The sequence below is a fragment of the Pelobacter seleniigenes DSM 18267 genome, from assembly GCF_000711225.1.
In the GTDB taxonomy this organism is placed as follows: domain Bacteria; phylum Desulfobacterota; class Desulfuromonadia; order Desulfuromonadales; family Geopsychrobacteraceae; genus Seleniibacterium; species Seleniibacterium seleniigenes.
The window spans coordinates 2977909-3003250 of record NZ_JOMG01000002.1; the positions used below are offsets into that span (position 1 = coordinate 2977909).

The 25342-nt window shown below is 58.0% G+C and carries 20 protein-coding genes and 1 pseudogene; 12 read left to right on the plus strand and 9 right to left on the minus strand.

Annotated elements, in window-relative coordinates; genetic code table 11:
• The first annotated feature begins 154 nt into the window (after window positions 1–154).
• The 6 genes from N909_RS0116440 (at window position 155) to prpB (ending at window position 5101) form a co-directional block, all read left to right on the plus strand.
• Window positions 155–550 (plus strand): response regulator, encoded by a 396-nt coding sequence (locus tag N909_RS0116440; protein ID WP_029917066.1) that lies wholly within the window; start codon window positions 155–157, stop codon window positions 548–550.
• A gap of 24 nt (window positions 551–574) precedes the next feature.
• Window positions 575–1003, plus strand: a complete 429-nt coding sequence (locus N909_RS0116445; RefSeq protein ID WP_029917067.1) for a DUF4019 domain-containing protein — start codon at window positions 575–577, stop codon at window positions 1001–1003.
• A gap of 51 nt (window positions 1004–1054) precedes the next feature.
• On the plus strand, window positions 1055–1642 hold the full coding sequence (locus N909_RS0116450; RefSeq protein ID WP_281174861.1) for a DsbA family oxidoreductase: 588 nt from the start codon (window positions 1055–1057) through the stop codon (window positions 1640–1642).
• Between the two features lie 259 nt (window positions 1643–1901).
• On the plus strand, window positions 1902–3434 hold the full coding sequence (locus N909_RS0116455) for an MmgE/PrpD family protein (protein ID WP_029917070.1): 1533 nt from the start codon (window positions 1902–1904) through the stop codon (window positions 3432–3434).
• A gap of 22 nt (window positions 3435–3456) precedes the next feature.
• Complete coding sequence (locus tag N909_RS0116460; protein WP_211253967.1) at window positions 3457–4122, plus strand: GntR family transcriptional regulator; 666 nt, start codon at window positions 3457–3459, stop codon at window positions 4120–4122.
• Window positions 4123–4156: 34 nt separating this feature from the next.
• Entirely contained in the window at window positions 4157–5101 is a 945-nt protein-coding gene (gene prpB, locus N909_RS0116465) for a methylisocitrate lyase (RefSeq protein WP_051689838.1), read from the plus strand.
• Window positions 5102–5128: 27 nt separating this feature from the next.
• Here the strand turns inward: prpB and N909_RS0116470 are convergent, their stop codons facing one another.
• The 4 genes from N909_RS0116470 to N909_RS0116490 form a co-directional block, all read right to left on the minus strand.
• Window positions 5129–5962, minus strand: a complete 834-nt coding sequence (locus tag N909_RS0116470; protein ID WP_029917078.1) for a M48 family metallopeptidase — start codon at window positions 5960–5962, stop codon at window positions 5129–5131.
• Window positions 5959–6435, minus strand: coding sequence for a YbjQ family protein (locus N909_RS0116475; RefSeq protein WP_029917079.1), 477 nt, complete (start codon window positions 6433–6435; stop codon window positions 5959–5961). The genes N909_RS0116470 and N909_RS0116475 overlap by 4 nt, the downstream gene beginning before the upstream one ends.
• 11 nt (window positions 6436–6446) lie before the next feature.
• Window positions 6447–6761, minus strand: coding sequence for a YbjQ family protein (locus N909_RS0116480; protein ID WP_051689839.1), 315 nt, complete (start codon window positions 6759–6761; stop codon window positions 6447–6449).
• Between the two features lie 597 nt (window positions 6762–7358).
• Window positions 7359–8468, minus strand: a complete 1110-nt coding sequence (locus N909_RS0116490) for an IS110 family RNA-guided transposase (protein ID WP_029912265.1) — start codon at window positions 8466–8468, stop codon at window positions 7359–7361.
• 194 nt (window positions 8469–8662) lie between these two features.
• On the opposite strand from N909_RS0116490, the gene N909_RS0116495 reads away from it, so the two are divergent.
• Together N909_RS0116495 and N909_RS0116500 are read left to right on the plus strand one after the other, a co-directional pair.
• Entirely contained in the window at window positions 8663–14779 is a 6117-nt protein-coding gene (locus N909_RS0116495) for an alpha-2-macroglobulin family protein (RefSeq protein ID WP_029917084.1), read from the plus strand.
• Window positions 14776–16953: a transglycosylase domain-containing protein gene (locus N909_RS0116500; protein WP_029917087.1), complete on the plus strand. Its 2178-nt coding sequence runs from the start codon at window positions 14776–14778 to the stop codon at window positions 16951–16953. Before N909_RS0116495 ends, N909_RS0116500 begins: the two co-directional genes overlap by 4 nt.
• Before the next feature lie 196 nt (window positions 16954–17149).
• Here N909_RS0116500 and N909_RS0116505 read toward each other — a convergent pair whose 3' ends face one another.
• Window positions 17150–18430: a 4Fe-4S dicluster domain-containing protein gene (locus tag N909_RS0116505; protein ID WP_029917088.1), complete on the minus strand. Its 1281-nt coding sequence runs from the start codon at window positions 18428–18430 to the stop codon at window positions 17150–17152.
• Between the two features lie 1334 nt (window positions 18431–19764).
• On the opposite strand from N909_RS0116505, the gene N909_RS24800 reads away from it, so the two are divergent.
• From N909_RS24800 to N909_RS0116525, 3 genes and pseudogenes are all read left to right on the plus strand, one after another.
• Window positions 19765–19995 carry a hypothetical protein gene (locus tag N909_RS24800; RefSeq protein WP_155005964.1) on the plus strand — a complete coding sequence of 77 codons (231 nt, stop codon included), beginning with the start codon at window positions 19765–19767 and terminating at the stop codon, window positions 19993–19995.
• A gap of 12 nt (window positions 19996–20007) precedes the next feature.
• Window positions 20008–20631, plus strand: a pseudogene (msrA, locus tag N909_RS23970) (peptide-methionine (S)-S-oxide reductase MsrA); the annotation flags it as partial.
• Between the two features lie 172 nt (window positions 20632–20803).
• A complete protein-coding gene (locus N909_RS0116525) occupies window positions 20804–21439 on the plus strand; it encodes an outer membrane beta-barrel protein (protein ID WP_162179132.1) in 636 nt (211 codons plus the stop codon).
• Window positions 21440–21590: 151 nt separating this feature from the next.
• On the opposite strand, the gene N909_RS0116535 is transcribed toward N909_RS0116525, so the two are convergent.
• From N909_RS0116535 to N909_RS0116545, 3 genes are all read right to left on the minus strand, one after another.
• A complete protein-coding gene (locus tag N909_RS0116535) occupies window positions 21591–21770 on the minus strand; it encodes a hypothetical protein (protein ID WP_029917092.1) in 180 nt (59 codons plus the stop codon).
• Window positions 21771–21861: 91 nt separating this feature from the next.
• Window positions 21862–22278 carry a thioesterase family protein gene (locus tag N909_RS0116540; protein WP_029917094.1) on the minus strand — a complete coding sequence of 139 codons (417 nt, stop codon included), beginning with the start codon at window positions 22276–22278 and terminating at the stop codon, window positions 21862–21864.
• A 141-nt stretch (window positions 22279–22419) separates the two neighbouring features.
• On the minus strand, window positions 22420–22722 hold the full coding sequence (locus N909_RS0116545; protein ID WP_029917095.1) for a rhodanese-like domain-containing protein: 303 nt from the start codon (window positions 22720–22722) through the stop codon (window positions 22420–22422).
• Window positions 22723–23241: 519 nt separating this feature from the next.
• On the opposite strand from N909_RS0116545, the gene N909_RS0116550 reads away from it, so the two are divergent.
• Window positions 23242–24417, plus strand: coding sequence for a radical SAM protein (locus N909_RS0116550; RefSeq protein WP_245613612.1), 1176 nt, complete (start codon window positions 23242–23244; stop codon window positions 24415–24417).
• Window positions 24418–24494: 77 nt separating this feature from the next.
• Here the strand turns inward: N909_RS0116550 and kduI are convergent, their stop codons facing one another.
• Window positions 24495–25325, minus strand: a complete 831-nt coding sequence (gene kduI / locus N909_RS0116555; protein ID WP_029917098.1) for a 5-dehydro-4-deoxy-D-glucuronate isomerase — start codon at window positions 25323–25325, stop codon at window positions 24495–24497.
• Window positions 25326–25342: the final 17 nt, after the last annotated feature.

Here is a 25342-nt window from a genome sequence, read left to right on the forward strand (position 1 = left end):
ACAGTTGGTTAATTTGTCAGTATTGTGTTTACTGACAGCCGGGCAGGTTTTGTCAGTTATTTGTCAGAACTCTGTTTTAAGATAATCTGCATTCATGTTGTTGACTGGCTTTCCTTAGCCGGGGAGTCGTTTTTTGAAATGGTCTGGAGAGGGCATGAGGCAACAAACTGCGCTGGTTTTGGACGATAACAATATTTGTCGTTTGCTGTTGGCCGAAATAATGAAAGAGAGGAACATCAAAGTCAGCGCTTATGCCGACCCGGTCAGCTATCTGGAAAATCACCGGGGCGATCAGGAAGAACAGCCGCTCTTGTTCGATTTTATCCTGACCGACAACCAGATGCCGGGGATGACGGGGCTTGAATTTTTACAGCAGCTGCAGGAGATGGGGGTTGCCCCGCCGGGTGAGCGGATTGCCGTTATTTCCGGGACCTGGTCGGACCGAGAACTGCATCTGGCCAGCGCGTTGGGATGTCAGGTCTTTGCCAAGCCCTACGATATTTCCAAACTGCATGAATGGATCGATACTGTGCTGAATGAGAGGTCGTAGCTCGGCCTGCTTCGGAGGCTGAATATGAAACACTTGCTGTCGACATGGTTGATCCTGTTTGCCGTTTGTAGCGGAGGTGTCTCCCTTGCTCGGGCAGAGCAGCTTCCAGCTCCCATGAGCAAAGTCCTCAATGTATTTTTTGATTCCCTTGAACAGGGTGAGTTTTCTTCTGCCTACCTGACCGCCTGCCACAAAACAAATAATCTCTGTGATGATTCCTCCTGGCTATACGAATACCGCAAGACCCAATCTGAGTTGGGAAAGATCCTGAGCCGGACATTGAAAGCGGTGAGCAGCAGTGAAAATTATCCAGGCCTCTTTGCGAAAACTCATATGCTGCTTTATTTCGATGTCCTCACCGATAAAAACTTTCAGATTGAGGAAGTCCTGATGCTGGAACAAGGCCAGGATCAGGAGGATTGGCTGGTCACCTCTTATGCCATCCGCCATTGATACGGGGCAGTCGATTGCGTAAAATCCTAGTTCTTTGCTAAACTTCTCATCATGAAGACTCTGGAAATTTTTTACGATTATGTTTGACCCTGGTGTTATTTCGGTGCCGTGCGTATCGAACGATTACAGCAGGAATTCGAACTGACCCTGCGCTGGACGGTCTTTCCCCTCCATCCTGAAACCCCAGCCGCTGGTCAGGACCTTGCGGAGCTGTTCGCCGGGCGGATGGATGTCGCTGCGGCCATGGCCCGGCTCAAGGGGGTTGCCGCTGAGCTCGAACTGCCTTTTGGCGAGCGGACCCGCACTTATAACAGCCGGTTGGCCCAGGAGCTTGGCAAATGGGCCGAGGAGCAAGGACAGGGGGCTGCTTTTCGTACTGCCGTCTATCAGGCCTATTTCAGTGCCGGCCGCAATATCGGTTTAGAGTCTGAGCTGCTTGCCATCTGTGCAGAGCTTGGCTTGCCCGGGGCGGAGGCTGAGCGGGTCTTGCAGACGAGATCCTATGCTGCGGCGGTTGACGCTGACTGGGAGCGTGCTCGCCAGCTTGGTATCCAATCCGTTCCTTCCCATCTGTATGGCAATCGCCTGCTGGTCGGTTTTCAGGACTATCCCGCCTTTCAACGGTTACTGTCCGTCTGACAACGCCTGTCGCATCCGGCTGATAACTCTGCTGCGCCTGTCCGCGGCAGCGGGCGGGAGTTTTTTCTCGCCCCCTTTTTTGCCAGACCGCATGGACCTGCCCCGGTCGTGAAGATCGGCATTATTGTCCTCTCGAACTTCATATTGTTAACAATACATATCTTAAAATTGCTTTTTGTGGATTTTTGAGGTATTTTTCATGTTGTATTGTTGACAATAAGTTTTGCTTTTCTTTTCGCTCATTACGGGAGCCGCCATCATGAAATTACATCGGGTACATGCTGTGCCATCAAAACAGCCGTTGTCGCGTTCAAGCCAGCTGGCCTGGAAAATCGCCGAAGTCGCCACCGATCCGGTTGCGGTCAGCGCCGAAGTGACCGAGATGATCATTAATCGGCTGATCGATAATGCCGCTGTCGCCATCGCCTCTGTCAACCGCAGCGCGGTGCAAAGTGCGCGGGCCATGGCGAACGCCCATCCCCGCTCTGGTGGTGCCGCTCTGTTCGGACTGCCGGCCGCAGCCACGGTTTCGGCCGAATGGGCGGCCTGGGCCAACAGTACCGCAGTACGAGAACTGGACTATCATGATACCTTTCTGGCCGCCGACTATTCACACCCCGGCGACAATATTCCCCCACTGCTTGCGGTGGCCCAGCAATGCGGACGTTCCGGCAGCGAGCTGCTGCGCGGGATCGCCACCGGCTATGAGATTCAGATCGATCTGGTGACCGGCATCTGCCTGCATGAACACCGCATTGATCATATTACCCACCTGGGACCGTCGGTGGCGGCGGGGTTGGCGACTCTCCTGGAACTGCCGACGGAGATCGCCTATCAGGCGGTGCAGCAGGCCCTGCATTGCACGGTGACGACTCGTCAGTCCCGTAAGGGGGAAATCTCGTCCTGGAAAGCCTTTGCCCCGGCCTATGCCGGAAAAGTGGCTATCGAAGCGGTGGATCGCTGCATGCGCGGCGAGGGGGCTCCGAGCCCTGCCTACGAAGGGGAAGACGGGCTGTTGGCCTTTATCCTCGACGGTCGGACCGCGCGCGACCGGGGGCAGTCGCCCTATGAGCCGTTTTATGAAGTCCCGCTGCCGGAACCGGGTGAGGCCAAGCGGGCGATTCTGCAGAGTTATACCAAGGAGCATTCAGCGGAATACCAGGCCCAGGCATTGATCGACCTGGCTGCGCGGATGGGGGAGCAGATTGCTGATTTCGAGCAGATCGAATCGGTGGTGATCCATACCTCTCACCACACCCATAATGTGATCGGCACCGGCGCCGGCGATCCGCAGAAGATGGATCCGCAGGCCTCGCGGGAAACCCTCGACCACTCCATTCTGTATATTTTTGCCGTGGCCCTGCAGGACCGCAGCTGGCACCATGAACGCAGTTACACCCCGGAGCGGGCCTGGCGGGAGGATACGGTGCGGCTCTGGCAGAAAGTTTCAACCTGTGAAGATGCGGAGTGGACCCGCCGCTATCATACCCATGATCCCGCCGAAAAGGCTTTCGGTGGTCGGGTGGTTATAACCATGAAAGACGGCCGGGTGCTGGAGGATGAAATGGCGGTGGCCAATGCTCATCCGCAGGGTGCCAAGCCCTTTGCGCGTGAGCAATATATCAACAAGTTCAAGCTGTTGACCGATGCGGTCCTGGACCCGGTCGAGAGCGCCCGCTTCCTTGAGCTGGTTCAGCGTCTGCCCGAGTTGAGCGCTGCGGACGTGCGGCAATTGAATCCGGTTCTGCCCGCCGGGGCGCTGCTTGAGAATCCCAGAACGGGGATTTTCTGATCCCCCGATGGTCGTGGAGTCGATGATGACAACAAAAGAACAGCGTCTGAGCGCAGCGGAGATTGCCGCCCGGATTCGTGATGATATCCTGGTCGGCGAACGCTCCCCCGGGGAACGTCTGGGCGAGGCCGAGCTGGCCGATCGGTTCGGGGTCAGCCGGGGGCCGGTGCGCGATGCCCTGCGCTTGGTCGCCGGCAGCGGCCTGGTCGATTTTACCCCCAATATCGGGGCGCGGGTGCGGGAGTTCTCCTTAACCGAGGCCAAGGCCCTGTATCAGCTGCGTGAGGCCCTGGAAGGGCAGGTTGCCGCCCTGGCCGCCGAGCGGGCCGGAGTGGCGGACGTCAAGCGCCTGGAACAGCTGCTGGCGGAACATGCCCTGGTGATTGAAAGCCATCCGGAAAACGCCTATCTGCAAAGCGGAAAGGATCGTGACTTTCATCTGGTTCTGGCCGAACTGGCGGACAGCCCGCTGATCTTCAATCTGCTGGCCCAGGAGCTGTATCCGCAACTGACCCTGTTGCGGCGCTGTCATCGGTCGAGCAAGGGGCGTGGCGGCAGGGCGTTGATCGAGCATCAACGGATTGTCGAAGCGGTCAGCGCCAATGACTGTGAACTGGCCGGTTTGCTGATGCGCCGCCACATTCAGGCCTCGTGGAATTCTTTTTATACCCAGCAGACAAGCAAATAACCCATCAGCGCATTGACATTGCAGGGGAAAAACAATGAGCACAGCAGGTACGCACAACAATCAGAACAGCTCTTCTCTTCAACCGACCTGGCTTGAGCAGCCTTTGCCCCATGGCTTGGGTGAAAAACTGCAAAAACGCTGGCAGAGCGGATCTTTTTTGGCCATTGCCGGGGCGCATGATCCGCTGGCCGGGCTGCTCGCCCGCAAGGCCGGGTTCGAGGCTCTTTATCTATCCGGGGCGGCCCTGACCGCCTCCCTGGGCCTGCCGGATCTGGGGCTGGTGACCATGGAGGAACTGGTGACACGCGCCCGGGCCATTGTCCGGGTCACCCGGCTGCCGCTGCTGGTGGATGGGGATACCGGTTACGGGGAAATCCTCAACGTCATGCGCCTGGTCCGCGAACTCGAAGATGCCGGCGTTGCGGCGGTGCAGCTGGAAGACCAGGTGCTGCCGAAAAAATGCGGCCACTTAAACGGCAAGCAACTGGTCAGCGCCGCTGAAATGGCCAAGAAGATCAGCGCCGCCGCCCGGGCCCGGCAGGACCTGAAAATTGTTGCCCGGACCGATGCCGTTGCCCAGGAAGGAATGGCCGCTGCCATCGAGCGGGCGCGGCTCTATGTGGCGGCCGGGGCCGATGCTATTTTCCCGGAAGCCTTGCACAACGAGGCAGAGTTCCGGGAGTTTGCCGCGGCCATCGATGTCCCCCTGCTCGCCAACATGACCGAATTCGGCAAGACCGAGCAGTTCTCTTTTCAGCAGTTTGCCGAATTCGGCTATGCCATGGCGATCTGGCCGGTGTCCGGACTGCGCATCGCGGCGCGGGCGCTGGAAGATTTTTATCAGCAGTTGCACGGCGAAGAGACCGCTGCCGGGACCATCGCCCGGATGCAGCCCCGCGCCGAGCTTTATGAAACCATCAACTATTACGGGTATGAATCGTTGGATGCCGGGATCGAGCGCACCGAACTGCCCGGCTGATGGCCGAGCAGGTTGTTAAACAGCCTGCTAATCAGTCGCTGCGGCGATGAGGGCTTGCAAATCAGCCTGCACGGGCAGCACCTGTTCGAGGGGGCAGCTGTTTGCCCGGATCTCCCGGTTCAGACTGTCGATGCGGTTCTGGGGGTGGGGATGAGATGCCAGCAGATAAGGGAGCCGGCTTTTTCGTTCACGGGCCAGGCGGGCGAAGAAGCTTGTTGCGCCGCTGCAGTTGCCGTAGACCCGTTCCAGCATGGCGAGGCCGAAACTGTCGGCCGCCTGTTCCTGGGTTTTGGAGTATTGGCTTTGCACGCTGAGCAGGCTTTTCGCCAGCAGGTCGCTGGCCGCGTTGTCCTTGCCGAAGAGCAGGGCACTGGCTACGGTCACTCCCAGACCGCGGCCGAGCCCGCGCAAATGGTCGCGGTGGGCGAAGTGGCCTAATTCGTGGGCCAGGATCATGGTCAGCTCGTTTTCCGATTCAACCTGGCGGAGCAGGCCGGAGAAGACCACAATGGTCCCACCGGGCAGGGCGACGGCATTCACGTCGTCGCGTTTATCCAGAAAGATATGAAACTGATAGTTGTGTAAAATCGAGTCCGCCGGCAGTTTGGCCAGAATTTTTTGCAGGCGTTGATCAAGGGCCGGACTATCCTGCCCGGAAAACTGTTCCAAGGCCTGGTTGCCCAGCCAGGTTTCCAACCGGGGCGGGATTCTCTCCACCGCCAGGTCGGTCGCCAGGCCGAGCAGAACAAACAGCAGGACGCCGATGCTGACCAGTCCGCCGAGCATCCAGGCCAGCTCGGTCAGCGGGTGGGTTCTGGAAACATTGACGTTGTCCTGCGGATAGCGGGCGGTGAATTTCATGTTTTCTGCAGGACAACCGCAGTCCCGTAGGCAATGGCTTCGACACTGCCGATATTTTTTTTGCGGTTGGCGTTCTTGCCGATGGCCGCGGTTGCCAGGCGCATATTGATGACCATTTTTGCACCTCGCCGGTCCGCTTCTTCCTTCATCCGCAGAATGGCTTCCCGCCGAGCCCGGTCGACCAGGGATTCGTAAGATTTGACCCGCCCGCCGAAGATATTGCGGAGGATCGCCAGCAGCCGTTTAAAATAGTCGATGGAAATCACCACACTGCCGCAGACCAGTTCCGCGTTCTGGATCCGTTCAGCCGGGAAACTGCCTTCCGCAGTCACCACCGGGAGTTTCAAAAGGGCTTTTTCACGTCTGATGATGGATCGGTAGTGCCGTTTTTCCGCGAGGGTTCCGGCCAGGTAACCGAGCACCAACAGGATCAGGAAAATCAGCAGGTCAAGGTTCTGTAAAATCAGCTCCATGGCAGCCGTCCCTATTCAACCCGGACCGCGGTGCCGTAAGCAAACAGTTCCGCTGCGCCCTGGGCCACGGATGAGGTGGCAAAGCGGATATTGACCACAGCGTTGGCCCCCATCTGCCGGGCCTGTTCGGCCATCCGGTTCATGGCCTCTTCGCGCGAATCCTGCAGCAGTTCGGTATAGCCTTTCAGCTCCCCGCCGATCAGATTTTTCAGGCTGGCCATCAGGTCGCGACCGATATGCTTGGCCCGCACCGTGCTGCCCTGAACGATACCAAAGTGTTCAACGATTTTTTTACCGGGGACAGTATTTACATTTGTCAGGATCATAGCCGGGTTCTCCATGGTAGGTGATTGTTGTCAAAGTTATCGGGGAATCATAAGTTGACTGATTAATACCTGTCAATTAATCTTTTGTAGTCTTGCTGAGTAAAAGGATTTTTCCTTTGTCCGGGTCGGAACTGGTTCCAAACATGCCCAAGCGGGTATGATCGTCTATCAGGTTGTTGAAAAAGTCCATCCCTGGCCTTTTTCAAGTCCGGTGGAGATAAGTGCGATGTCCTCCACCTTACAAAATCAATGATTTAGAAAGGCGTCATTGATTTTGATCGCCCATCCATGGGCTCGGCAGGCTGTTTTTCAACAGCCTGCTGATATGGCTGACAATTACAAGAGTAAACGCACTGCTCCTTGAAAACTGTGGTTAAATCTCTGTCACGAAAAAACGGGGCCGCTTTTTACGACGGTAGATCACGCTGATATTCGCGGGTTGGTTACCGCCTGTCTTGGCTACGTCGTGGAGCTGCCTCTCGCTAGAGCCGGGAGTTCGGCAAATGCCTGATCCCATAACAGGCCCGAGGATTCTCCGTTACCGGGGCCGCGCTTTTTCGCGACAGAAGCTGGTTCCGTTGTTCCTTGACTCCTTCGCTATGCCGGGCGTGGCACCGTTTGGGCGATGGCCCAGATAAATGCTGATAACTCACGGGCGATGGCCGCAATGACCACCTGACTGCGTTTCCCCTTGGCGGTCAGCAGTCGATAGCGGGAGCAGAGCCTCAATTGTGCTTTCCAGGCGATCTCCCAAACAGCCTGCGGTAGGTGCCTCTGCCGTTCAAGCAGCCGACGACTGACCCGAGCCGGAAGTCGATACGACCAAGCCGCTTCGACCAGCATGCGCCGGGCATGTCCGTTCCCGGTTTTGGTGATCCCGCCACGCTTGACCGTCTCGCCGCTGGAGTGTTCCGAGGGAACCAATCCCAGGTACGCCATGAGCTGTCGAGGATGATCAAAGCGGGTCAGGTCTCCCAATTCGGCAACCGTTGTTGTCGCAACAATCAGGGAGACGCCTCGCAGGGCCTGAATCGCCTCGACGACAGGATTCATGCGCCACGGCTCGGCAAGTTGGCGAATCTGTTCAGTCATGCGTTCAACTCGTTCTGTGCAGGAACGTATGGCATCAATATATTCCTGCAAGGTGATCTGCTGGGCCGGATGCGGCATCTTGATGCAAGAGATCCAGTTCCAGTGAGCCTTGCTCCAGGGTGTTTTCCCGCTGTAGCGGAACCCGCTGCGCAGGAGAAAGGCCCCCAGTTGTTGGCGCGCTTTGCGTTCAGCACTTTTGCTGTCGATGCGGGCTCTGCACAAGTCGCGCATCGCCTCATCTTCGAGACAAGGGACATAGACCGGAGTCAGTTCTCCAGCACGATGCAGCCGCGCCAGCATCTCAGCGTCGCGGCGATCATTCTTGATGCGGTCGCCGCTTTTTCGCGGAATCAGCGATGGGGCAACCACCTTGCAATCGTATCCTTGCTGTGTCAGATGCCGATAGATTTCATAGCCACAGGGTCCGGCCTCGTAAACAAAGGAGGGTCTGGTTCCCCGTGAGACCAGTTTACGGATCACCTTGTCCAGTGAGGCAAGATCTCCGTTAATGGTGCCGTAATAGCGGATCTCACTCTCGCGGCCAGCATCGGCTAACGCGACATCGATCGAGTTTTTATGAACATCGAAACCAACATAAGTGATAGACTTTGTCATGACCTGTCTCCTTGGTTATGGCTCTGTGCCGGTTGTTTCAACGACTCCAGCATAACCCATGTTTGCAAGGGGCAGGTCTTCTCTTTTTTAACTGTCAGCCATGATGGCTATACTGTCAAACATTGATCGTTCAACCGCTGGCCTTGGCTTCAGTTGGGCCGAGAGGTTCTATTTTTTTATCTGGGGTGCTGGTGATGAGGATTCTATTTGTTTTCTGCCTGGTTCTGGGCGGTTTTTTGTCTCCGGTGCAGGCGGCCCGGCCCAGCTTTGATTGTGGCAAGGCCTCCAACCGGGTTGAGCAGGTGATCTGCCAGTCGGACGAATTGGCGCAACTGGATGTCGAACTGTCCCGCTTATATCGGCAGGTCCGGGACGGGTTGTCGGGGGCTCCCCGCAACGACCTCAAGCAGGAGCAGTTGACCTGGCTCAAAGAGCGGAACCGGGATTGCGCGCTGCCAGGGCAGGGCGCGGAAAGTTGTCTGGCCGGCAAGTATCGGCAGCGCAACCAGGAGCTGGCCGCACTGCTGGCTTTTGATTCGACCAGGGACCAAAGCGCCGGGGCTGAGTTGAAAGTGCTCAGGGTCACCCCCAAGGGGAATGATGTCCCGGCCGGTCGACAGATCGTTTTCCAGTTTGATCGGCCGGTGGTGCCCATTGGCAGAATGGCGCGGGACAGCAAGGAGATTCCGGTCACCATCACCCCGGCGTTGGCCTGCGAATGGCGCTGGCTGAATACCAGCGCCCTGGCTTGCCAGCTGACCGAAGCTGAACAAATGCGCCCGTCCACCCGTTATGAGGTGGTCATGCAGCCGGGGCTGACCACGCTGGATGGCGCCACTCTTAAACGAACCGTTCGGCACAGCTTTACCACGGCCCGACCGAAGGTGACCTACACCCGCTTTGTCAACTGGCTGTCGCCGGGGACCCCGCTGATCCAGGTCAGTTTCAACCTGCCGGTGACCAAATCTTCGGTCGAAACCGCTCTGTCCCTGACGGCTGCCAAGGGGCAGTCGTTCCGCCTGCTCGCCTATCCCGATGATCTGCCTCGGGAATTGCCCTGGTGGCAGGCGGTGAGCGGCGACCAGCCGCAGCAGCGGGTTGCCGACCAATTGCAGAAGCTGCCCGGCGACGAGGCGCGCAAAGTCTGGATTGTCGAGCCGCGCCAGGAACTGCCCGCTGCCAGCACCATCCACCTTGCTGCCCGACCGGGGCTGGTCTCGCCGCAAGGGCCGGAACCGGGCATCGAAAACCGGACCGTGGTCAGTTTTGAAACCTACCCCGCGTTCAAATTCCTGGGCATTCGCTGCACCCTCAAAGGGCAGCAACAGTCGACGGATCTTGCCCCGGCCCAGCTTACGGCGGGGGTAAAACCGACGGCCGAACTTCCGCAATGTGCGCCGTTAAGTCCGGTGGCGCTGATTTTTTCAGCGCCGGTCCTGAACTCGGCAGTCCGGGACCATGTGCGGTTTTCGCCACGCCTCGACGGCGGCCGCAACGATTACGACCCCTGGGAGAACACCTCGGACTGGACTCAATTAAGTTCCCCGTATCGCTCCGGCCGGGTCTATCAGGTCTGGCTTCCGGAGCTGCTGCAGGCTGATCAGCGCTATGAGGTTGCCATTGACCGTGCCAATTTCACGGACGAATTCGGCCGCAAGCTGGATGCGCAGACGACCTTTGCCTTTGCCACCGCCCATCGCGAGCCGGACCTGAGGCTGACCCACGATGTAGCGGTGCTGGAAAAAGGGGTCGCCAGCGATGTTCCCCTCTATGTCACCAATCTGCAGCAGGTGAAAGTTTCTTACGATAAGCTGGCTCCAAGCGGTGCCCTCCGTGCCCAACAGCAGGCGCTTGCTGTTCCCGCGGCGGAAGATATCTCCTATGCCCTGCCGCTGGGGGTTCACGGTCTGCTGAATGAACAAAGCGGCGTCATCTTTGCCCGCATGCATCCCGAGCCGACCCCGCCGTCCTGGTACCGGGACCCGCAGATTCTGGCCCAGGTGACGCCTTTCCAGGTGCATGTCAAGCTCGGCCATTTCAATTCTCTGGTCTGGGTGACCTCGTTTGCTGACGGCAAACCGGTGACCGGGGCGACGGTGTCCCTGTACCGGGGCAGCTATGAAGATTTGCCCGGCCTGAGCCCGTTACCGATAACGGCCCAGACCGACGCCAATGGTCTGGCGACCTTGCCCGGGGTGTCTGTACTCGACCCGGATATGGAATTTATCAACGGCGGCTATCGGGCTGAGCAACCGGTTTTTTTTGCCCGGGTTGATGTTGGTGGCGATATGGCTCTGGTGCCTTTGAACAGTTATTTTTCCGTCTGGGGGGGCGGTGTTTATCCCGATATGCAGCAGAAGGGCGGCCACAGCCACGCCTGGGGAACCACGGCGCAGGGCATCTATAAACTGGGCGATACCATTCAATACAAGATTTATGTCCGCGATCAGAGCAATGAACATTGGGTCGCGCCGGCGACCGGGGAATACGAGCTGCAGGTTTTCGATCCCCAGCATAAGATCGTCCATGAGCGGAAACAGATTATCCTCAACCGCTTCGGCGCCTGTGCCGGTGAATTCAAGGTGCCGGAGCAGGGCGCGGTCGGCTGGTATCAATTTCAGCTCACGCCGGCCAAACAATCCGGCGAACAATATCCCCGTTTCACCTGGTCGCCTCTGTCGGTGTTGGTGAGCGATTTCACCCCGGCGCCTTTCAAAGTGAAAACCGAGTTGAACGGAGACCTGTTCAGTGCCGCCGAGCAGGTCAAAGTTTCCGCGCTGGCCACCCTCCATTCAGGCGGGGCCTTTACCGCTGCCGAGGTCCGCTTGACCGCCCGTCTCAATGAAAAAACCTTTACGACAACCAATCCCAAGGCCAAGGATTTTGTCTTCGGCAGCAGTGGTGAGCCCCTGCCCGGAGCCCAGCGCAATCTCCTTGATGTCCGGGGGCAGCTGGACGACCATGGCCAGTATGAAGATGTCTTTACTCTGCCGGATTCAGCCATTTATTACGGTTCCATCATGGTCGAGGCTGCAGTCAAGGATGAGCGGGGCAAATTCGTCGCTGCTTCGACCCGCGCGGATTATGCCGGGCGCAGCAGGTTTGTCGGGCTGCGCAATACCGCCTGGCTGTATCACCAGGGGGAACCGGCGACCATCAAAGCGCTGGTGGTTGATCAGCAGGGCAAACTGCAGCCCGGGGTGGCGATGGATATTCAGATCAATCATCGCCAATACCAGGCCGCCCGCGTCAAAGGACCGGGTAACGCGTATCTGACCAAAAACATCATGAGTTGGGTCAAGGAGAGCAGCTGTACCCTGCAGAGTCAGGCCAGCGCCGTAGCTTGTGACTTTGTCCCCGCTCAGCCGGGCTATTATCAGTTTGTCGCCACCATCCATGACGACCGCCAGCGGGAACAACAGACGACCCTTTATGCCTGGGTGACCGGGCAGGGGAATCTGGTCTGGGATCAGAGCGACGATGCCACCTTGCAGATTGTTGCCGAACAAGAGAAATACCGGGTCGGCGAAACCGCCCGCTATCTGCTGAAAAACCCGTTTCCGGGGGCCCAAGCGCTGGTGACGGTCGAACGCTACGGGATCCTGAACAGCTGGATCGAAACCCTGGAGACCAGCACCCCGGTGCTGGAAATCCCCATCAAGGAAGATTACCTGCCCGGTTTCTATCTGTCGGTGGTGGTCGTCTCCCCCCGGATTGCCCAGCCCCTGGGACCGGGCCAGGTCGATCTGGGCAAACCGAGCTATCGCATGGGTTATGTCCAGACCAGGGTTGCCGATCCGGCCAAAGAACTGCCGATCAAGGTGACCACGGATAAACCGGTCTACAAGCCCGGCGACCTGGTCAAGGCCAGAATCCAGGTCGGCGCCGGGGAAAAAGGGGGCGAACCCTATGAAATTGCGGTGGCGGTGGTCGATGAAGCGGTGTTGGCCCTGAATCGCAGCGGCGAGAATTATTACGATCCCTACGCCGGGTTCAATCGTCTCGATTCCCTGGATGTCTATAATTACAGTCTGATCAGCCGCCTGGTGGGGCGGCAGAAATTCGAGAAAAAAGGGGCCAACCCCGGTGGCGACGGGGTGTCGACGACGCGGCTGAGGAATATGTTCAAATTCGTCAGTTACTGGAACCCCTCGCTGACCCCGGAGCCGGACGGTCATGCGGAGATCGAATTTACCGTTCCGGACAATCTGACCGGCTGGCGGATCTTTGCCTTTGCCGTGACCCCGAATGACCGCATGGGCCTCGGCGATGTGAACTTCAAGGTCAACCGTCCCACGGAAATCCGTCCGGTGCTGCCGAATCAGGTGCTCGCCGGGGATCGTTTCCAGGCCGGTTTCAACATCAACAACCGCACCGGGCAGGCGCGCACCCTGCAGGTCAAGGTCAAGGTGGCCGGACCGCTGCCGGCCGCTGCCCAACGCGAATTCCCTTTTCAGGTCAAAACCGGCCCTTATGAGCGGAACACGGTCTGGGTGCCGGTCGTGACCCAGGGAAGCGGGACCTTGCAGTTTGTGGCCGAAGCCGGCGACAGCAGCGATGCCGACGCCCTGAGCCACAGCCTGCCGGTCAACCGGCGGAACGCCCTGGAGACCGCCGCAACCTATGGCACGACCACGGCCGCCGAGACCGCTGTCGCGGTACAGGTTCTGGCCGGGATTGTTCCTGACACCGGTTCCATCGGGGCGACTTTGGCGCCGTCGGTGCTCGGCAACATCGACGGGGCTTTCCGCTATTTGCGTGATTACCCGTATGACTGCTGGGAGCAGCAGCTCAGCAAGGCGGTTGCCGCCCACTCCTATCTGCAACTGAAAGCGTACCTGGAGCCGGCAACCAGCTGGCCAAAGGCGGCGGACGATATTGCCAGAGCCCTGGCTGCGGCGGCTAACTTCCAGGCTCCCAACGGCGGCATGGCCTATTGGATGCCCCTCAACGATCAGGTCAGCCCTTATCTTTCGGCCTATACGGCGCTGGCTTTCAACTGGCTCAAGCGCGCCGGTGAGCAGGTTCCGGCCCAGGTTGAGGAGCGTTTGCATAACTACTTGACCACCCTGTTGCGCCGCGACCGCTTGCCGACGTTTTACAGCAAGGGGATGGCCTCCACGGTGCGGGCGGTAGCCCTGGCGGCCCTGGCGGAAAACGGCAAGGTCACGGCCGCGGATATCCAGCGCTATCTGCCCCATGTGCCGGAAATGGATCTGTTCGGCCAGGCGCATTTTCTGCAGGCGGCCATCCGGACTGCGGCGGTCCCGGCGGCAACCCTGACCACCACCCTGGATTCGATCCTCGGACATGCCAGTCAGTCGGGCGGGAAATTCCAGTTCAACGAAGCCTGGGATGACAGTTACAAGTACCTGCTGGCCACCCCGCTGCGCTCCAATTGCGCGATCCTTTCCAGCCTGCTCAGCGCCCGGAGTGTCGCCGGATTGGACACCGCCAGCGGCGATATCCCGTTCAAACTGGTTCGCACCATCACCCAGAGCCGCGGCCAGCGGGATCACTGGGAGAATACCCAGGAAAACCTGTTTTGCCTGAACGCGTTGAGCGATTATGCCCGCCAGTACGAGACAAGTGACCCGCAGTTGCAGATCGCCGTTGCTTTTGCCGGGGAGCAGATCGGCAGCGCACAACTGACCTCCCTGGCCGATCCCCCGGTGGTCGTAACCCGGCCGCTGAGTGCTGCCGATGCCGGGCGTCAGGCCAACATTGAACTGAGCAAACAGGGGGAGGGGCGCTTCTACTATGCCGCCCGACTCGCTTACGCGATGGCCGACGAGCAGGCCCAGCGGGTGAACTCCGGTATCGAAATCCGCCGCGAATACGCGGTGGAGCGCGACGGGAAATTCGTCCTGTTGCAGAACCCCATGAGCGTCCGCCGGGGTGAGCTGGTCCGGGTCGATCTGTTTGTTTCGGTCCCCACTGCACGGCACTTCGTGGTGGTGGACGACCCGGTTCCTGGCGGCCTGGAGCCGGTCAATACCGACCTGGCCACCGCTTCGCAGGTCGATGCGGACAAAGGGCGTTACCAGGCGGCCGAAGGTTCCTGGTTCTTTAATATTTCCGACTGGTCAAGCTACGGCCGTTACTTCTGGAGCTTTTATCATCAGGAACTCAGACACGATTCCGCCAGGTTCTATGCCGACTATCTGCCGGCCGGCAATTATCATCTGGCCTATATCGCCCAGGCCATTGCCGCCGGGGTTTTCAGTGCTCCTGCCGTCAACGCGGCAGAGATGTATGACCCTGATGTTTACGGCACGGGGCTGCCGGCAACGCTGCAGGTGAACGAGTGATACGACGCTGCTGGAAAAACCTCTGGCGGAAAAAGGTTATTCTGCCGCTGTTGGTTGTTTTCATGGTGGTCGGCAGTGTTGCGACCCTGCTGGGAATGCGCCCCCTGCCCGAGGACCTGGAACAGGCGGTGGCGCTGACCCGGAAAAATACCTATCTGGATCGTTCCGGCCGGCCCCTGAATGTCACCTATGAGAACGGCTGGAATATGTATGACCGGGTCCGTCTGCACGATGTTCCCGAACTTTTGCAGCAGGCTTTTTTATGTTCCGAAGACAAGCGTTTTTTCTCCCACTCCGGCATTGACTGGCTGGCGCGCCTGAATGCCGTGCGCCAGAACCTGCTGGCCGGCCGGGTGGTACGGGGAGCCAGCACCATCTCCGAACAGGTCGTGCGGATGCTCCATCCGCGGCCGCGGACCTTTTGGGCACGCTGGCTGGAGGGATTTGAAGCTCTTTCCCTGGAACAGCGCTTTTCCAAACCGGAGATCCTGGAATTCTACCTGAACCAGGTGCCGTATCAGGCCAAACGGCGGGGCATTGTCCAGGCCGCCCATTACTATTTCGACCGTGACCTCTCCACTCTGGACGGCAAGGAAATGCTCGCCCTCGCGGTTCTGGTCAGGGCGCCGCACTGGTTTGATCCGCAGGTTCGTCCGGCCAATCTGGAACGGGCCATCACCGACCTGGCCGGACGCATGTTCCCGGCCGGGGCCCGGGATCTGCTCGAGCAGCAGCTGACGGTCAAACGCACCGCTAGCATTCAGGACATGTCCCACTTTATCCGCTATGCGGAAGCGGCCGAGAGCGTTTCGCCCCAACCCGGCGCGGCCATCGACACCACTATCGATCTGGACCTGCAGAGCCGCATTCAGCAGATCCTCGATGTCCGCCTGGAGCGCCTGCAGGCCCGCAATGTCCACAACGGTGCGGTTCTGGTGATTGATCACCAAAGCAATGAAATCCTTGCCTGGGTGGACGGCTATGCCGGAAAAAAGAATAAAAAATTCAATGAGATCGATGCCGTCACCACGCCCCGCCAGCCGGGTTCGGCACTCAAGCCCCTGCTTTACGCCAATGCTCTGGTGAAGGGCTGGACCGCGGCGACCATACTGGATGACAGCCCGCTGGAAGAGAGTGTCGGGCTGGGCATGCACACCTACCACAACTACAGCCGCGACCATTACGGCCCCATCTCCCTGCGCGAAGCTCTGGGCAATTCCCTGAATATCCCGGCGGTGAGGGCCATTCAGTATGTTGGTCCGGCTGAATTCCTCGGTTTTCTGCATCGGCTGGGGGTGACCAGCCTGGCCGGTCATCCCAATGTCTACGGGGACGGGCTGGCCCTGGGCAACGGCGAACTCACCCTTTACGAATTGGTCCAGGCCTACACGGTGCTGGCGCGGATGGGGGATTACAAACCTTTGACCTTCAGTGCCGACGCAGCGCTGCACAATGGCAGCCGCCGGGTGCTGTCAGAAGACGTTGCCAGCCTGGTGGCCGATATCCTCTCCGATCCGGCGGCCCGGGAAAAAGAGTTCGGCCGCGATTCGATCCTCAACTTCCCCTACCAGACCGCAGTCAAGACCGGCACCTCCAGCGACTATCGGGATGCCTGGGCGGTCGGCTTCAATGATCGTTTTACCGTCGGCATCTGGGTCGGCAACCTCGATTACGCCCCGATGCATGAAGTCACCGGCTCGACCGGCGCGGTGCTGGTGCTGCGCTCGGTGTTCAACGAACTGAACCGGAACCGTGAACCGCGGGCGCTCTATTTCAGCCCCAACCTGGTCAAGCAGCAGGTCTGTATCGCTTCCGGATTACCTGCGACTGAGCAGTGCGATGCCCGTGATGAATGGTTTGTCCCCGGCACCACGCCGACCGGCCTGGAGCGGGCGACGGATGAATTGCGCATCCGCAAACCGAGTAACGGGCTGCTGCTGGCCCGGGATCCGCGGATTCCCGATGACGCGGAATATTTTGAATTCGCCCTGACCGATGTCCCGGGCGTGCGCAAGGTCCGCTGGTACGTCAATGACCGGCTGGTCGGCGAAGGCCCGCAACGCACCTTTGCCTGGCCGTTGCGCAAAGGGAGCTTCCGCACCAGGGCAGAAGTTTTTATGAACAGCATGGCAGCGCCGGTCTGGACCGACGAGGTTGTTTATACCGTCAATTAGTTTCCATCCAGAAACGGCTTTTTTCCGCTGTGGCGGCGTCAATCTGCAGGCTTACTTGTGCGGCCTAACGGTGTACGCCTCCGCGCAAGCCTTTGCTTTCCTTGCCACAACGGAAAACTGCTCGTTTCCAATCTGAAAACTTCATTATTGCCATCCAGTGTTTCCGGATGACAACTAATGAACGGTTTCGAGCAGGTTACAGACCCACCCGCTGAACCAGTTTTTCCAGATAGCGCGATTTCATCTGTTTGCTCGCCATCACCCGTTTGACCGGCGGCAGGCGCAGGATCGCGCCCAGCACGGCAGCCAGGGCGCGGTGACTGAGCAAGGCCTGATTATCGAAGATCAGGTTTTGCAGTTTGTCACGCTCCACCGCCATGACCACGGCGCGGTGGACTCCGTTAAGCGGGGTCAGGACCCGCTCGGGACGTGCTTTCATACTGATGACCTGCTGCGGGCAGTTGCGGACACAGAGCCCGCAGCCGAGGCAGCGCTCTTCGATCAGCGAGGCATGCTTGCGGGTCAGTTGCTGCGGATCGTTGGCCGAAGTCAGCCCCAGGGCCTCGACCGGACAGATGGTGACGCATTTGCCGCAGCCGTTACAGTCGCTCTGCTTGATCTGCGGGATGAAGTTGGTGGTGTGAACCGGGTTGAGGATGGTAAAGCGGCGGGCCGCGATCATGGCTTCGCAACAACAGCCGCAGCAATTGCAGATGAAGTTGACGTCTTCGCGGACATTCTCCCCGAACTGGACCAGGTTGTGTTCATAGGCCTGCTGGAGCAGGTCAAGCCCTTCGGCGACCTCGACCTGGCGGGCATGACCGTGTTTGATCAGCGAAGATGCGGCACTGTTGAGGGACATGCAGATCTCCATGGGCGCCGCGCAGGCCCGGTCCAGGTGGTGCATCTTGTGGCGGCAGTAGCAGGTGCCGATGCCGATATGACTGGCCGTTTTGATCACTTCGCTGGCGCGTTCATAATCCAAAACGTGCAAAGCGTCTGCGCTGCTCAGCACCGGTTCATGGATAAAGGTCTGCCCGAGTTGGGTTTCCCCTTTGGTAAAGAGTTCGCGGATAAAGTCCTCTTCCACATTCATATACTGATAAAACAGCTCGCTGAGCAGCTTCTGATCGATATCGCCGCGGGTCCGCATCAGCGAAAATTCGAAAAAACCGGCCATCGGCGGCGGCAGCACATAGACCTGCCGGCCATTCAGTTCCATATCTACCAGAATCGCCCGTCCGGCCAGCTCTTCCAGAACCTTGCGGCTTTCCGTTTCACTGATCTTCCAGACCCGGCTGGCCTGGGCCGCGGTCACCGGTTTGATCGGCAACAGGGCGACCAGCTCGGCTTCTTTTTCGCTGAATAACAGGGAGAGGATTTTGAACAGCAGCTGCGAAGGCGGCGCCCCCTGCGGGTAGCGGTTCAACCGTTCGGCCAGGCGTGAATAGCCGGATTTCAGGGTGTGATGGGCCATCTCGGGACTCCTTGGTCGCTGTTGTCAGGGCAGGATAGTCTCTTTGTGGTTGGTTTGATCTTACGGGTTTGCGGGGAAAAATCAATATGCAGGTTGAGGGGGGATGTGTTGCGTGCGGTATTGGGCCGCTATTTTTGATGTCTGACAGCAAAGGCCAAATCCCCCTTAATCCCCCTTTGCTAAAGGGGGAAATGAAACCAGTAAAATTTTTTTTATTATTGATGGGAGAAAAAAAGCAGACAATTACTCCCCCCTTGGAAAAAGGGGGGCCGGGGGGGATTTATCCGGTTGCTCTGGTTAATCTAATGGACTGTTGCGATTTGGCAATCCAATCTCAAGGTCCCAGTCAAAGTCGCGGGGTTGCGGCCCCGCCGCCGCCTTCCTTTTTGTCCAGGCCAACAAAAAGGAAGCAAAAAATGGCCTTCTTGATTGCTCGGGAATTTCGTTTATTCCGGAAGCCGGCTACGTTTGTGTTGGGCGCTGGTGATTCGGCAGGGTTGGTCACCGAACATTTAATCACGGATCATGGCCAGTACAGGCCGCAGCGTCGCCGAATGCGCCTGAACGAGAAGCAGGCTTCTCGTATCGGCGAACGCAGGTGCTGCGGAATTGGCCAATCCTCCGTGCGACCTATATTCATGGGTTGATACATCTGCTCCTTCCCCCTTTGATGGGGGAAGGTCGGGATGGGGGTGAAACAATTCCTCGGCCAAGGTCCTCCAAGCAGAGCTGCCGCACCAATCATCACCGCCAACCGTTGCCCCGTCAAAAGGCTTGCCTTTGCCAGGGGCTCCTGCTGCGCTGACTCGTGCCCTACATAGCGATACATCGGAGACGACAACAGCCCCCGTCTTCATCCCTGCCCACGCAGCCGCACACAGCAATGACACACCAAACAAGCCAACGAAGCCGGTTATCCCGAGCAATCAAAAGCGTTTTTTTGCCTCCTTTTTATTTGCGCTCAAAAAAAAGGAGGTCGGCTGCCGGGCCGAGACCCGGCGGATTTTCTGGTTGGTCAACGTGCTGTTCCGGCCTGGCAGTGAACTCCAAACCCCCCTTAATCCCCCTTTGCTAAAGGGGGAAAGGAAACCGGCAGGCATTTTTCTTTTATTTGATTGAAGTAAACCCGGTGTCCACGAAACCGGGGGAACGTCAAAGCAGGTCAACTCCCCCCTTGGGAAAAGGGCCGGGGGGATTTATATGGCTTCTCGTATCGCCGATGGCAGGGGCTGCAGGCTCGGCCTATCGGCGGTGTGACCTATGTTCCCGGTTTGTACAAGCAAAATGTCTCCCTCTCCTTGCCTCCCAACCTCACTCAATGCCACAATAACCTTATGCAGAAACACACCAAACCATCAGCTTTCTGGCCAACCCTGTTCAGCGTCGTACTGTTGCTGCTGGCCGGAGTCGGGGCTTATCTGTTGACCACTGCCCGGGGAACCGCGTTGCTGTTCGGTTCCGGGCCGGGGTTGGCGTTGGCCGCAACCGGCAGCGCCAGGCCGTTACCGGAACTGGATAAAAACCTTCCCGCGCATCTGGAGACCGCACTTTTTGCCCTTGGCTGATTTTGGGGTGTCGACTCCCGGTTCGGGAGTCTGCAGGGTGTTTATCGGACGGCGGCCGGGTATGCCGGCGGCAGTGCAGCCGAGCCCAGTTACCGGCAGATGAAAGGTTATACGGAAACGGTCCAGGTGACCTTCAACCCAGCGGAGATCTCCTATGCGGAGCTTCTGGCTGTCTTCTGGGACAGTCATGATCCCACCAGCAATGTTTACAGTCGCCAGTACCGCAACGCGATTTTTTACCTGAATGATCGGCAGCACCAACAGGCCTTGGACTCGTTACAGCGGATTCAGGAGAAGCACAAGCGGCCGGTGCAGACCGATATCGAAGCTGCCGGGACCTTTTACCCGGCGGAAGATTATCATCAGAAATATTACTTGCGGCGCTATGATCGCCTGTTGGCTGAGCTGTCCAGCGTATATCCGACTGTCCAGGACCTGGTCGCGTCCACCGCCGCGGCCCGGCTCAACGGTTACCTGGGCTGTCATGGCAACCCGGAACAGCTGAGTCGGGAGATCGACAAGCTGGGGTTGTCGCCGGCGTCCCGCCAGTTCCTGCTCGATTACGTCACCACTGTCTGCGCCCAATTCGAAGGGTTCAGCTGCCCCGCCCCGCGGTCATCCGACCCGGGCCGTTAACCGCGCGGCCCGAACTTCCTGTCATCCGCCGATTTTGCCGGATCAGTTGTCATTCATAAGTGCTATGGCAGAATAAGGGAATGAGAAGGAAATGGAGGGATCTCAACCCTGCATCCCGGATCTGTTTTATGTCCTGGAATCTGCTCTGTTTGCTCTGGAAAGGATCTGCTCTATGCGCCTACTGACAATGCTTGCTGCTGTTCTCTGTGGATTGACGTTGATGGTTTTGCCGGGAATCGCGGTGGCAGGTGACTACGAGGTGACCCCGCTGATCGGTTACGCATTTGGCGGTGGTTTTGAGAACGCAGAGAACGGCGACTCCCTCGATCTGGGCGATGGGGGGAATTTCGGACTTATCCTGGGCATGGCTGACAAAACCAGAAGCGGGGCTTTTTACGAACTGTTCTATAGCCACCAGGAGACACACCTCAACGGGGATGGGGTGGTGTTCGCCGGTGAGCCGCGCATGGACATCAAGATTGATTATCTCCATCTCGGCGGGTCTTATTATCCAACCGCAACGGAACAACAACGATTGCTGCCTTTTGTGTCCGGGGGGCTTGGTCTCACTTATCTGAGTCCTGAACAGGGGGACTCGGAAACAAGGTTTTCTCTCAGCCTCGGCGGCGGGTTGCGCTTGCAGCTGTCAGAGCATCTGGGCCTGCGGCTGGAAGGACGTGGTTTCGGCACCCTGTTCAACGGCAGCGGCTCGGTCTTTTGTGAATCCGGCAATGCCTGCCGGATTCAGGTGAAAGGGGATTTGTTCTGGCAGTTCAATCTGCTGGCCGGAGTTGTCGTCAGTTTCTAACTGTTTTTCATCCGGAAATGGATTTTTCCAACCTGAAATCAGCACTGCTGCCGTTGCCGATTGAAACGCATCCCTGGTTGCGGCTGATTTTGTGGGGTGATAAAACCGGCCTCTGCGGATAGATGGCAGAGGCCGGTCGTTGGGAAAAATTCTAGAGTTCTTTAGGGCGACAGACGTTGCGGGCGTCATGGACTTTGGCGCCACAGTTGGTACAGGCGTAGCGTGGGTTTTCAAACATCTTGTCGATCTCAGGATTGCGCGTGCTTGCGGTCAGCTGGCAGGCATGGAAATCGCAATGTTCTTCCGGATTGTCGCAGCTCCATTCAGTCATCTTGTCTCTCCTTTAATCCTGGTTGTAGTGAATGAAAAACAGATTTGGCTCAGGATAATACCCGGTTAACCGCCAGCGGTCCAGCGGCCAGCTATCCGGCCGATTTCTTTTCGACTATTTTAGCAAATTTTTCCGCTTTGATGGTAAAGCGTTCGTGAGTCCCCTTGCCGATGATGTCCTGTTCGTCCCTGGCGACCAGGCTCCATTTAGTTTTTGCACCTTCCACGGCTAGGCAGGTTGCTTCGACTTCGACAGTCATGCCCGGCGGCGTAGCAGCCAGGTGGGAGACGCAGATATCGACGCCGAGACTGATTTCACCCTCGTCCATATGGGGCTTCATGGTCTCCATACAGGCCCATTCCATCAGCCCGACCATAAAAGCTGTGGCAAAGACCTGCGGCATTTGTTGGAACAGCTCGGCTTCTTCAAAAACAAAGGGGACGGTTTTGTTCTGTGGGACCACATAGCTGTGGGTATGCTTGGTTCCAGGGGTTAAGGTTCCTTTCATGTGGCTGTCCTTTCATTCTTTGCTGGCAACGGGAAGTCCGGCATCAATCCAGGCATGGTAACCGCCCAGCAAGGCCCAGACGCGGGTGAAACCGTTTTGCAGTAACAGCAGTGCCAGACCGGCACTAGAGGCTTCGTTGTGTCAGGTGCAGTAAGTGACCAGGGCGGTGTCCGGTGTCAGGGTCTCTTGCAGGCGGGCCAGGTCGCTTTGGCTGGACAGGCGGATGGCGCCGGGGATTTTATCCTTGGCCTGCTGCCACTGCCCTTCAGTCCGGGTATCGATGATGATCACCTGTTCCGCCGCTTGCATCTGCTGCAGATCCGTCACGCTGATGCGGGGAACATCCTCCGGTTGTGCCGGGATTTTTGCCGCAGCAGCGGGTAGAGCAATAAAGAGAAGGAGATTCGTTATCAATATTGAGGTAAGTCGTGATTTATGAACCATTATTTTGTCTCCCTTGAAAAAGTTTTTCCAATTGTAGCATGATTTTTAGCGGTTGGTGAAAAAGTCCCGTCCGGGATTTCTCAAACGCGGCGGAAAAAAGTGGTGTTTCCCTCCTTGTGAATTCGGTGAGTTAGAAACTCCGCAGGGCAACGGCTAAGTTATCAGATTGGCAACGAGAAATTTTTCGTTGTGGCAAGAAAATCAAGGGGTTGCGCGGAGTCGTAGTTCTTTGCGCCGCACAAGAAAATCCGCAGATTGACACCGCCACAGCGGAAAAGGGCCGTTTCTGGATGAAAACGAGTTAGTGGATCGGCACTGATTCTGATCGTTCGGGCATGGGCTCGGTAGGTTGTTTTGCAACTGCTGGTTTCGGGGGTGGCTGAATTTTTGTCAGGTTTCCTGTTAGAATAAAGAATACAGAATATCTCGATAACCGGTCCCGACGGGTATGACTGAGGTGGCCGGGATTGTTGCCAATTCAATGTTGACTGTTCTTGTCGAAATAGCAGGCGTTTTGAGATGAAGCCTATGCCAAAAAATAAAGCCGATGAAAAGACCTATGCCGGGTTCGAGCAAGGCCCGATCCGTCCGCCGAGCGAGGCCGCCAGCCTGTTGCTGCGGGTGACCCGCAATTGCCCATGGAACCGTTGCACCTTCTGCCCGGTTTACAAAGGGGAAAAATTCTCCCTGCGGCCGCTGCCCCATATCCTGCTCGACATCGATACGGTGGCAACCCAGTTGGAACGGATCGAGGAGTATCAACAGCGCTACGGGCCGGTGACCTATCGTGAGTTGGGCCGGCTTGCGGATGACCTTGACGAAGCCACGGAAATGGCTCTGTATGCGGCGCATAACTGGCTTGCCGGCGGGAAAAAGTCGATTTTCCTGCAGGATGCCAACAGCCTGGTGGCCAAGCCCGATGATATCGTGCAAATTCTCGAGCATATCCGCGCCAGTTTCCCCTGGCCGAAGCGGATTACCACCTATGCCCGGGCCCAGACCATCGATCGGATTGAGGCCGCCGATCTGGAGCGGTTTGCTGCTGCCGGGTTGAACCGGATCCATATCGGTCTTGAATCGGGCGCGGATGAAGTGCTGGAAATGGTTCAGAAGGGGACCACTCAGGCTCAGCATGTGCGGGCCGGGCTCAAGGTGAAGGCCGCCGGGATGGAGCTTTCCGAATATGTCATGCCCGGATTGGGCGGGCGCAGGCTGTCACGGGAACACGCCATGGCCACGGCCGCCGCGATCAATCAGATCAACCCTGACTATATCCGCCTGCGGACCCTGGCTATTCCCAACCATACCGAACTGTATGAGGCCTGGCAAAGCGGTCGCTTCGACAAATTGACCGATTTGGAAGTGGCGGAGGAGTTACTGCTGTTCCTGAGACAGTTAGAGGGGGTGACCAGCTTCCTGCGCAGTGATCATATCCTCAACCTGTTTCAGGAGATCGAAGGGCAATTGCCGCAGGACCAGGCGGTAATGGCAGGGGTGATCGAAAATTTCCTGCAGCTGCCGGCCGAAGAGCGTCTGCGCTATCAGCTGGGACGGCGACTGGGGTTGCTCGGCCGGGTCAATGATCTGGAATTACCGGGCCGGCGTGAACGCATTGACCTGGCCTGCAGCCAGTTCGGGGTGACCCTGGACAATCTGGATGAAAAACTTGATGAGCTGATGAAGCGGTTCATCTGACAGACAGCTCTTCGCCAGCTCATCAAGCACAAAACCGGCCCGGACGATCCGCCCGGGCCGCCCCCTGCCGTTCAGGCTTACTTGAGATCCTGCATGGCCACGGGGTCCATGTCGGTAAAGGTCTGGTTCTCTCCCACCATCCCCCAAATGAAGGTATAGTTCCTGGTTCCGACCCCGCTGTGGATCGACCAACTGGGCGAAATGACGGCTTCCTCGTTGCGCATGACCAGGTGGCGGGTTTCGTCCGGCGGCCCCATCAAGTGAAAGACCAGCGCTTCTGGATCCATATCGAAATAGAGGTACACCTCCATGCGCCGTTCATGGGTGTGGGTCGGCATGGTATTCCAGACACAGTTCGGTTCCAGGACCGTCATCCCCATGCAGAGCTGGCAGCTGTCCAGGACTTCCGGGTGCAGATACTGGTAGATGGTGCGCTCGTTCGATTCCGCCAAGCTGCCGAGATGAACCTGGCGGGCATCGTCCCGGGTCACCCGCCGATGGGGGTAAGTCTGATGAGCCGGGCCGGACAGGAAGTAGAATTTGGCCGGCGTGGCGCTGTCAGCGCTGGCAAAGGAGACCGCCATAGCGCCTTTGCCGATATACAGCCCGTCGTGCCGGCCGAGGGGATACTCGGTTCCGTCGATGATCACCGTGCCCGGCGCGCCGATGTTGATGACACCGCCTTCGCGGCGTTCGAAAAAGGAATCAGCACCGAGGATTTTCCCCCCTTCCAAAGCCAGAGGGGTGAGCGTCGGCATGATCCCGCCGACAATAATCCTGTCGAAATGACTGTAGGTCAGGTTCAGTTGTCCCGGGGTGAAAAGCTGGGAAATCAGGTATTCCCGGCGCAGTTGGTCGGTGCTAAAGGTTTTGCTGTGGTCGGGGTGGATCGGGTGTCTAACGTCCATAAGAATTTTCTCCATTT

Bases quoted from the DNA above. Each gene is read 5' to 3' on its own strand.
- N909_RS0116440 (WP_029917066.1), top strand. From the start codon at position 155: ATGAGGCAACAAACTGCGCTGGTTTTGGACGATAACAATATTTGTCGT.
- N909_RS0116445 (WP_029917067.1), top strand. From the start codon at position 575: ATGAAACACTTGCTGTCGACATGGTTGATCCTGTTTGCCGTTTGTAGC.
- N909_RS0116455 (WP_029917070.1), top strand. From the start codon at position 1,902: ATGAAATTACATCGGGTACATGCTGTGCCATCAAAACAGCCGTTGTCG.
- N909_RS0116460 (WP_211253967.1), top strand. From the start codon at position 3,457: ATGATGACAACAAAAGAACAGCGTCTGAGCGCAGCGGAGATTGCCGCC.
- prpB (WP_051689838.1), top strand. From the start codon at position 4,157: ATGAGCACAGCAGGTACGCACAACAATCAGAACAGCTCTTCTCTTCAA.
- N909_RS0116470 (WP_029917078.1), bottom strand. From the start codon at position 5,962: ATGAAATTCACCGCCCGCTATCCGCAGGACAACGTCAATGTTTCCAGA.
- N909_RS0116475 (WP_029917079.1), bottom strand. From the start codon at position 6,435: ATGGAGCTGATTTTACAGAACCTTGACCTGCTGATTTTCCTGATCCTG.
- N909_RS0116480 (WP_051689839.1), bottom strand. From the start codon at position 6,761: ATGATCCTGACAAATGTAAATACTGTCCCCGGTAAAAAAATCGTTGAA.
- N909_RS0116490 (WP_029912265.1), bottom strand. From the start codon at position 8,468: ATGACAAAGTCTATCACTTATGTTGGTTTCGATGTTCATAAAAACTCG.
- N909_RS0116495 (WP_029917084.1), top strand. From the start codon at position 8,663: ATGAGGATTCTATTTGTTTTCTGCCTGGTTCTGGGCGGTTTTTTGTCT.
- N909_RS0116505 (WP_029917088.1), bottom strand. From the start codon at position 18,430: ATGGCCCATCACACCCTGAAATCCGGCTATTCACGCCTGGCCGAACGG.
- N909_RS24800 (WP_155005964.1), top strand. From the start codon at position 19,765: ATGCAGAAACACACCAAACCATCAGCTTTCTGGCCAACCCTGTTCAGC.
- N909_RS0116525 (WP_162179132.1), top strand. From the start codon at position 20,804: ATGCGCCTACTGACAATGCTTGCTGCTGTTCTCTGTGGATTGACGTTG.
- N909_RS0116535 (WP_029917092.1), bottom strand. From the start codon at position 21,770: ATGACTGAATGGAGCTGCGACAATCCGGAAGAACATTGCGATTTCCAT.
- N909_RS0116540 (WP_029917094.1), bottom strand. From the start codon at position 22,278: ATGAAAGGAACCTTAACCCCTGGAACCAAGCATACCCACAGCTATGTG.
- N909_RS0116545 (WP_029917095.1), bottom strand. From the start codon at position 22,722: ATGGTTCATAAATCACGACTTACCTCAATATTGATAACGAATCTCCTT.
- N909_RS0116550 (WP_245613612.1), top strand. From the start codon at position 23,242: ATGAAGCCTATGCCAAAAAATAAAGCCGATGAAAAGACCTATGCCGGG.
- kduI (WP_029917098.1), bottom strand. From the start codon at position 25,325: ATGGACGTTAGACACCCGATCCACCCCGACCACAGCAAAACCTTTAGC.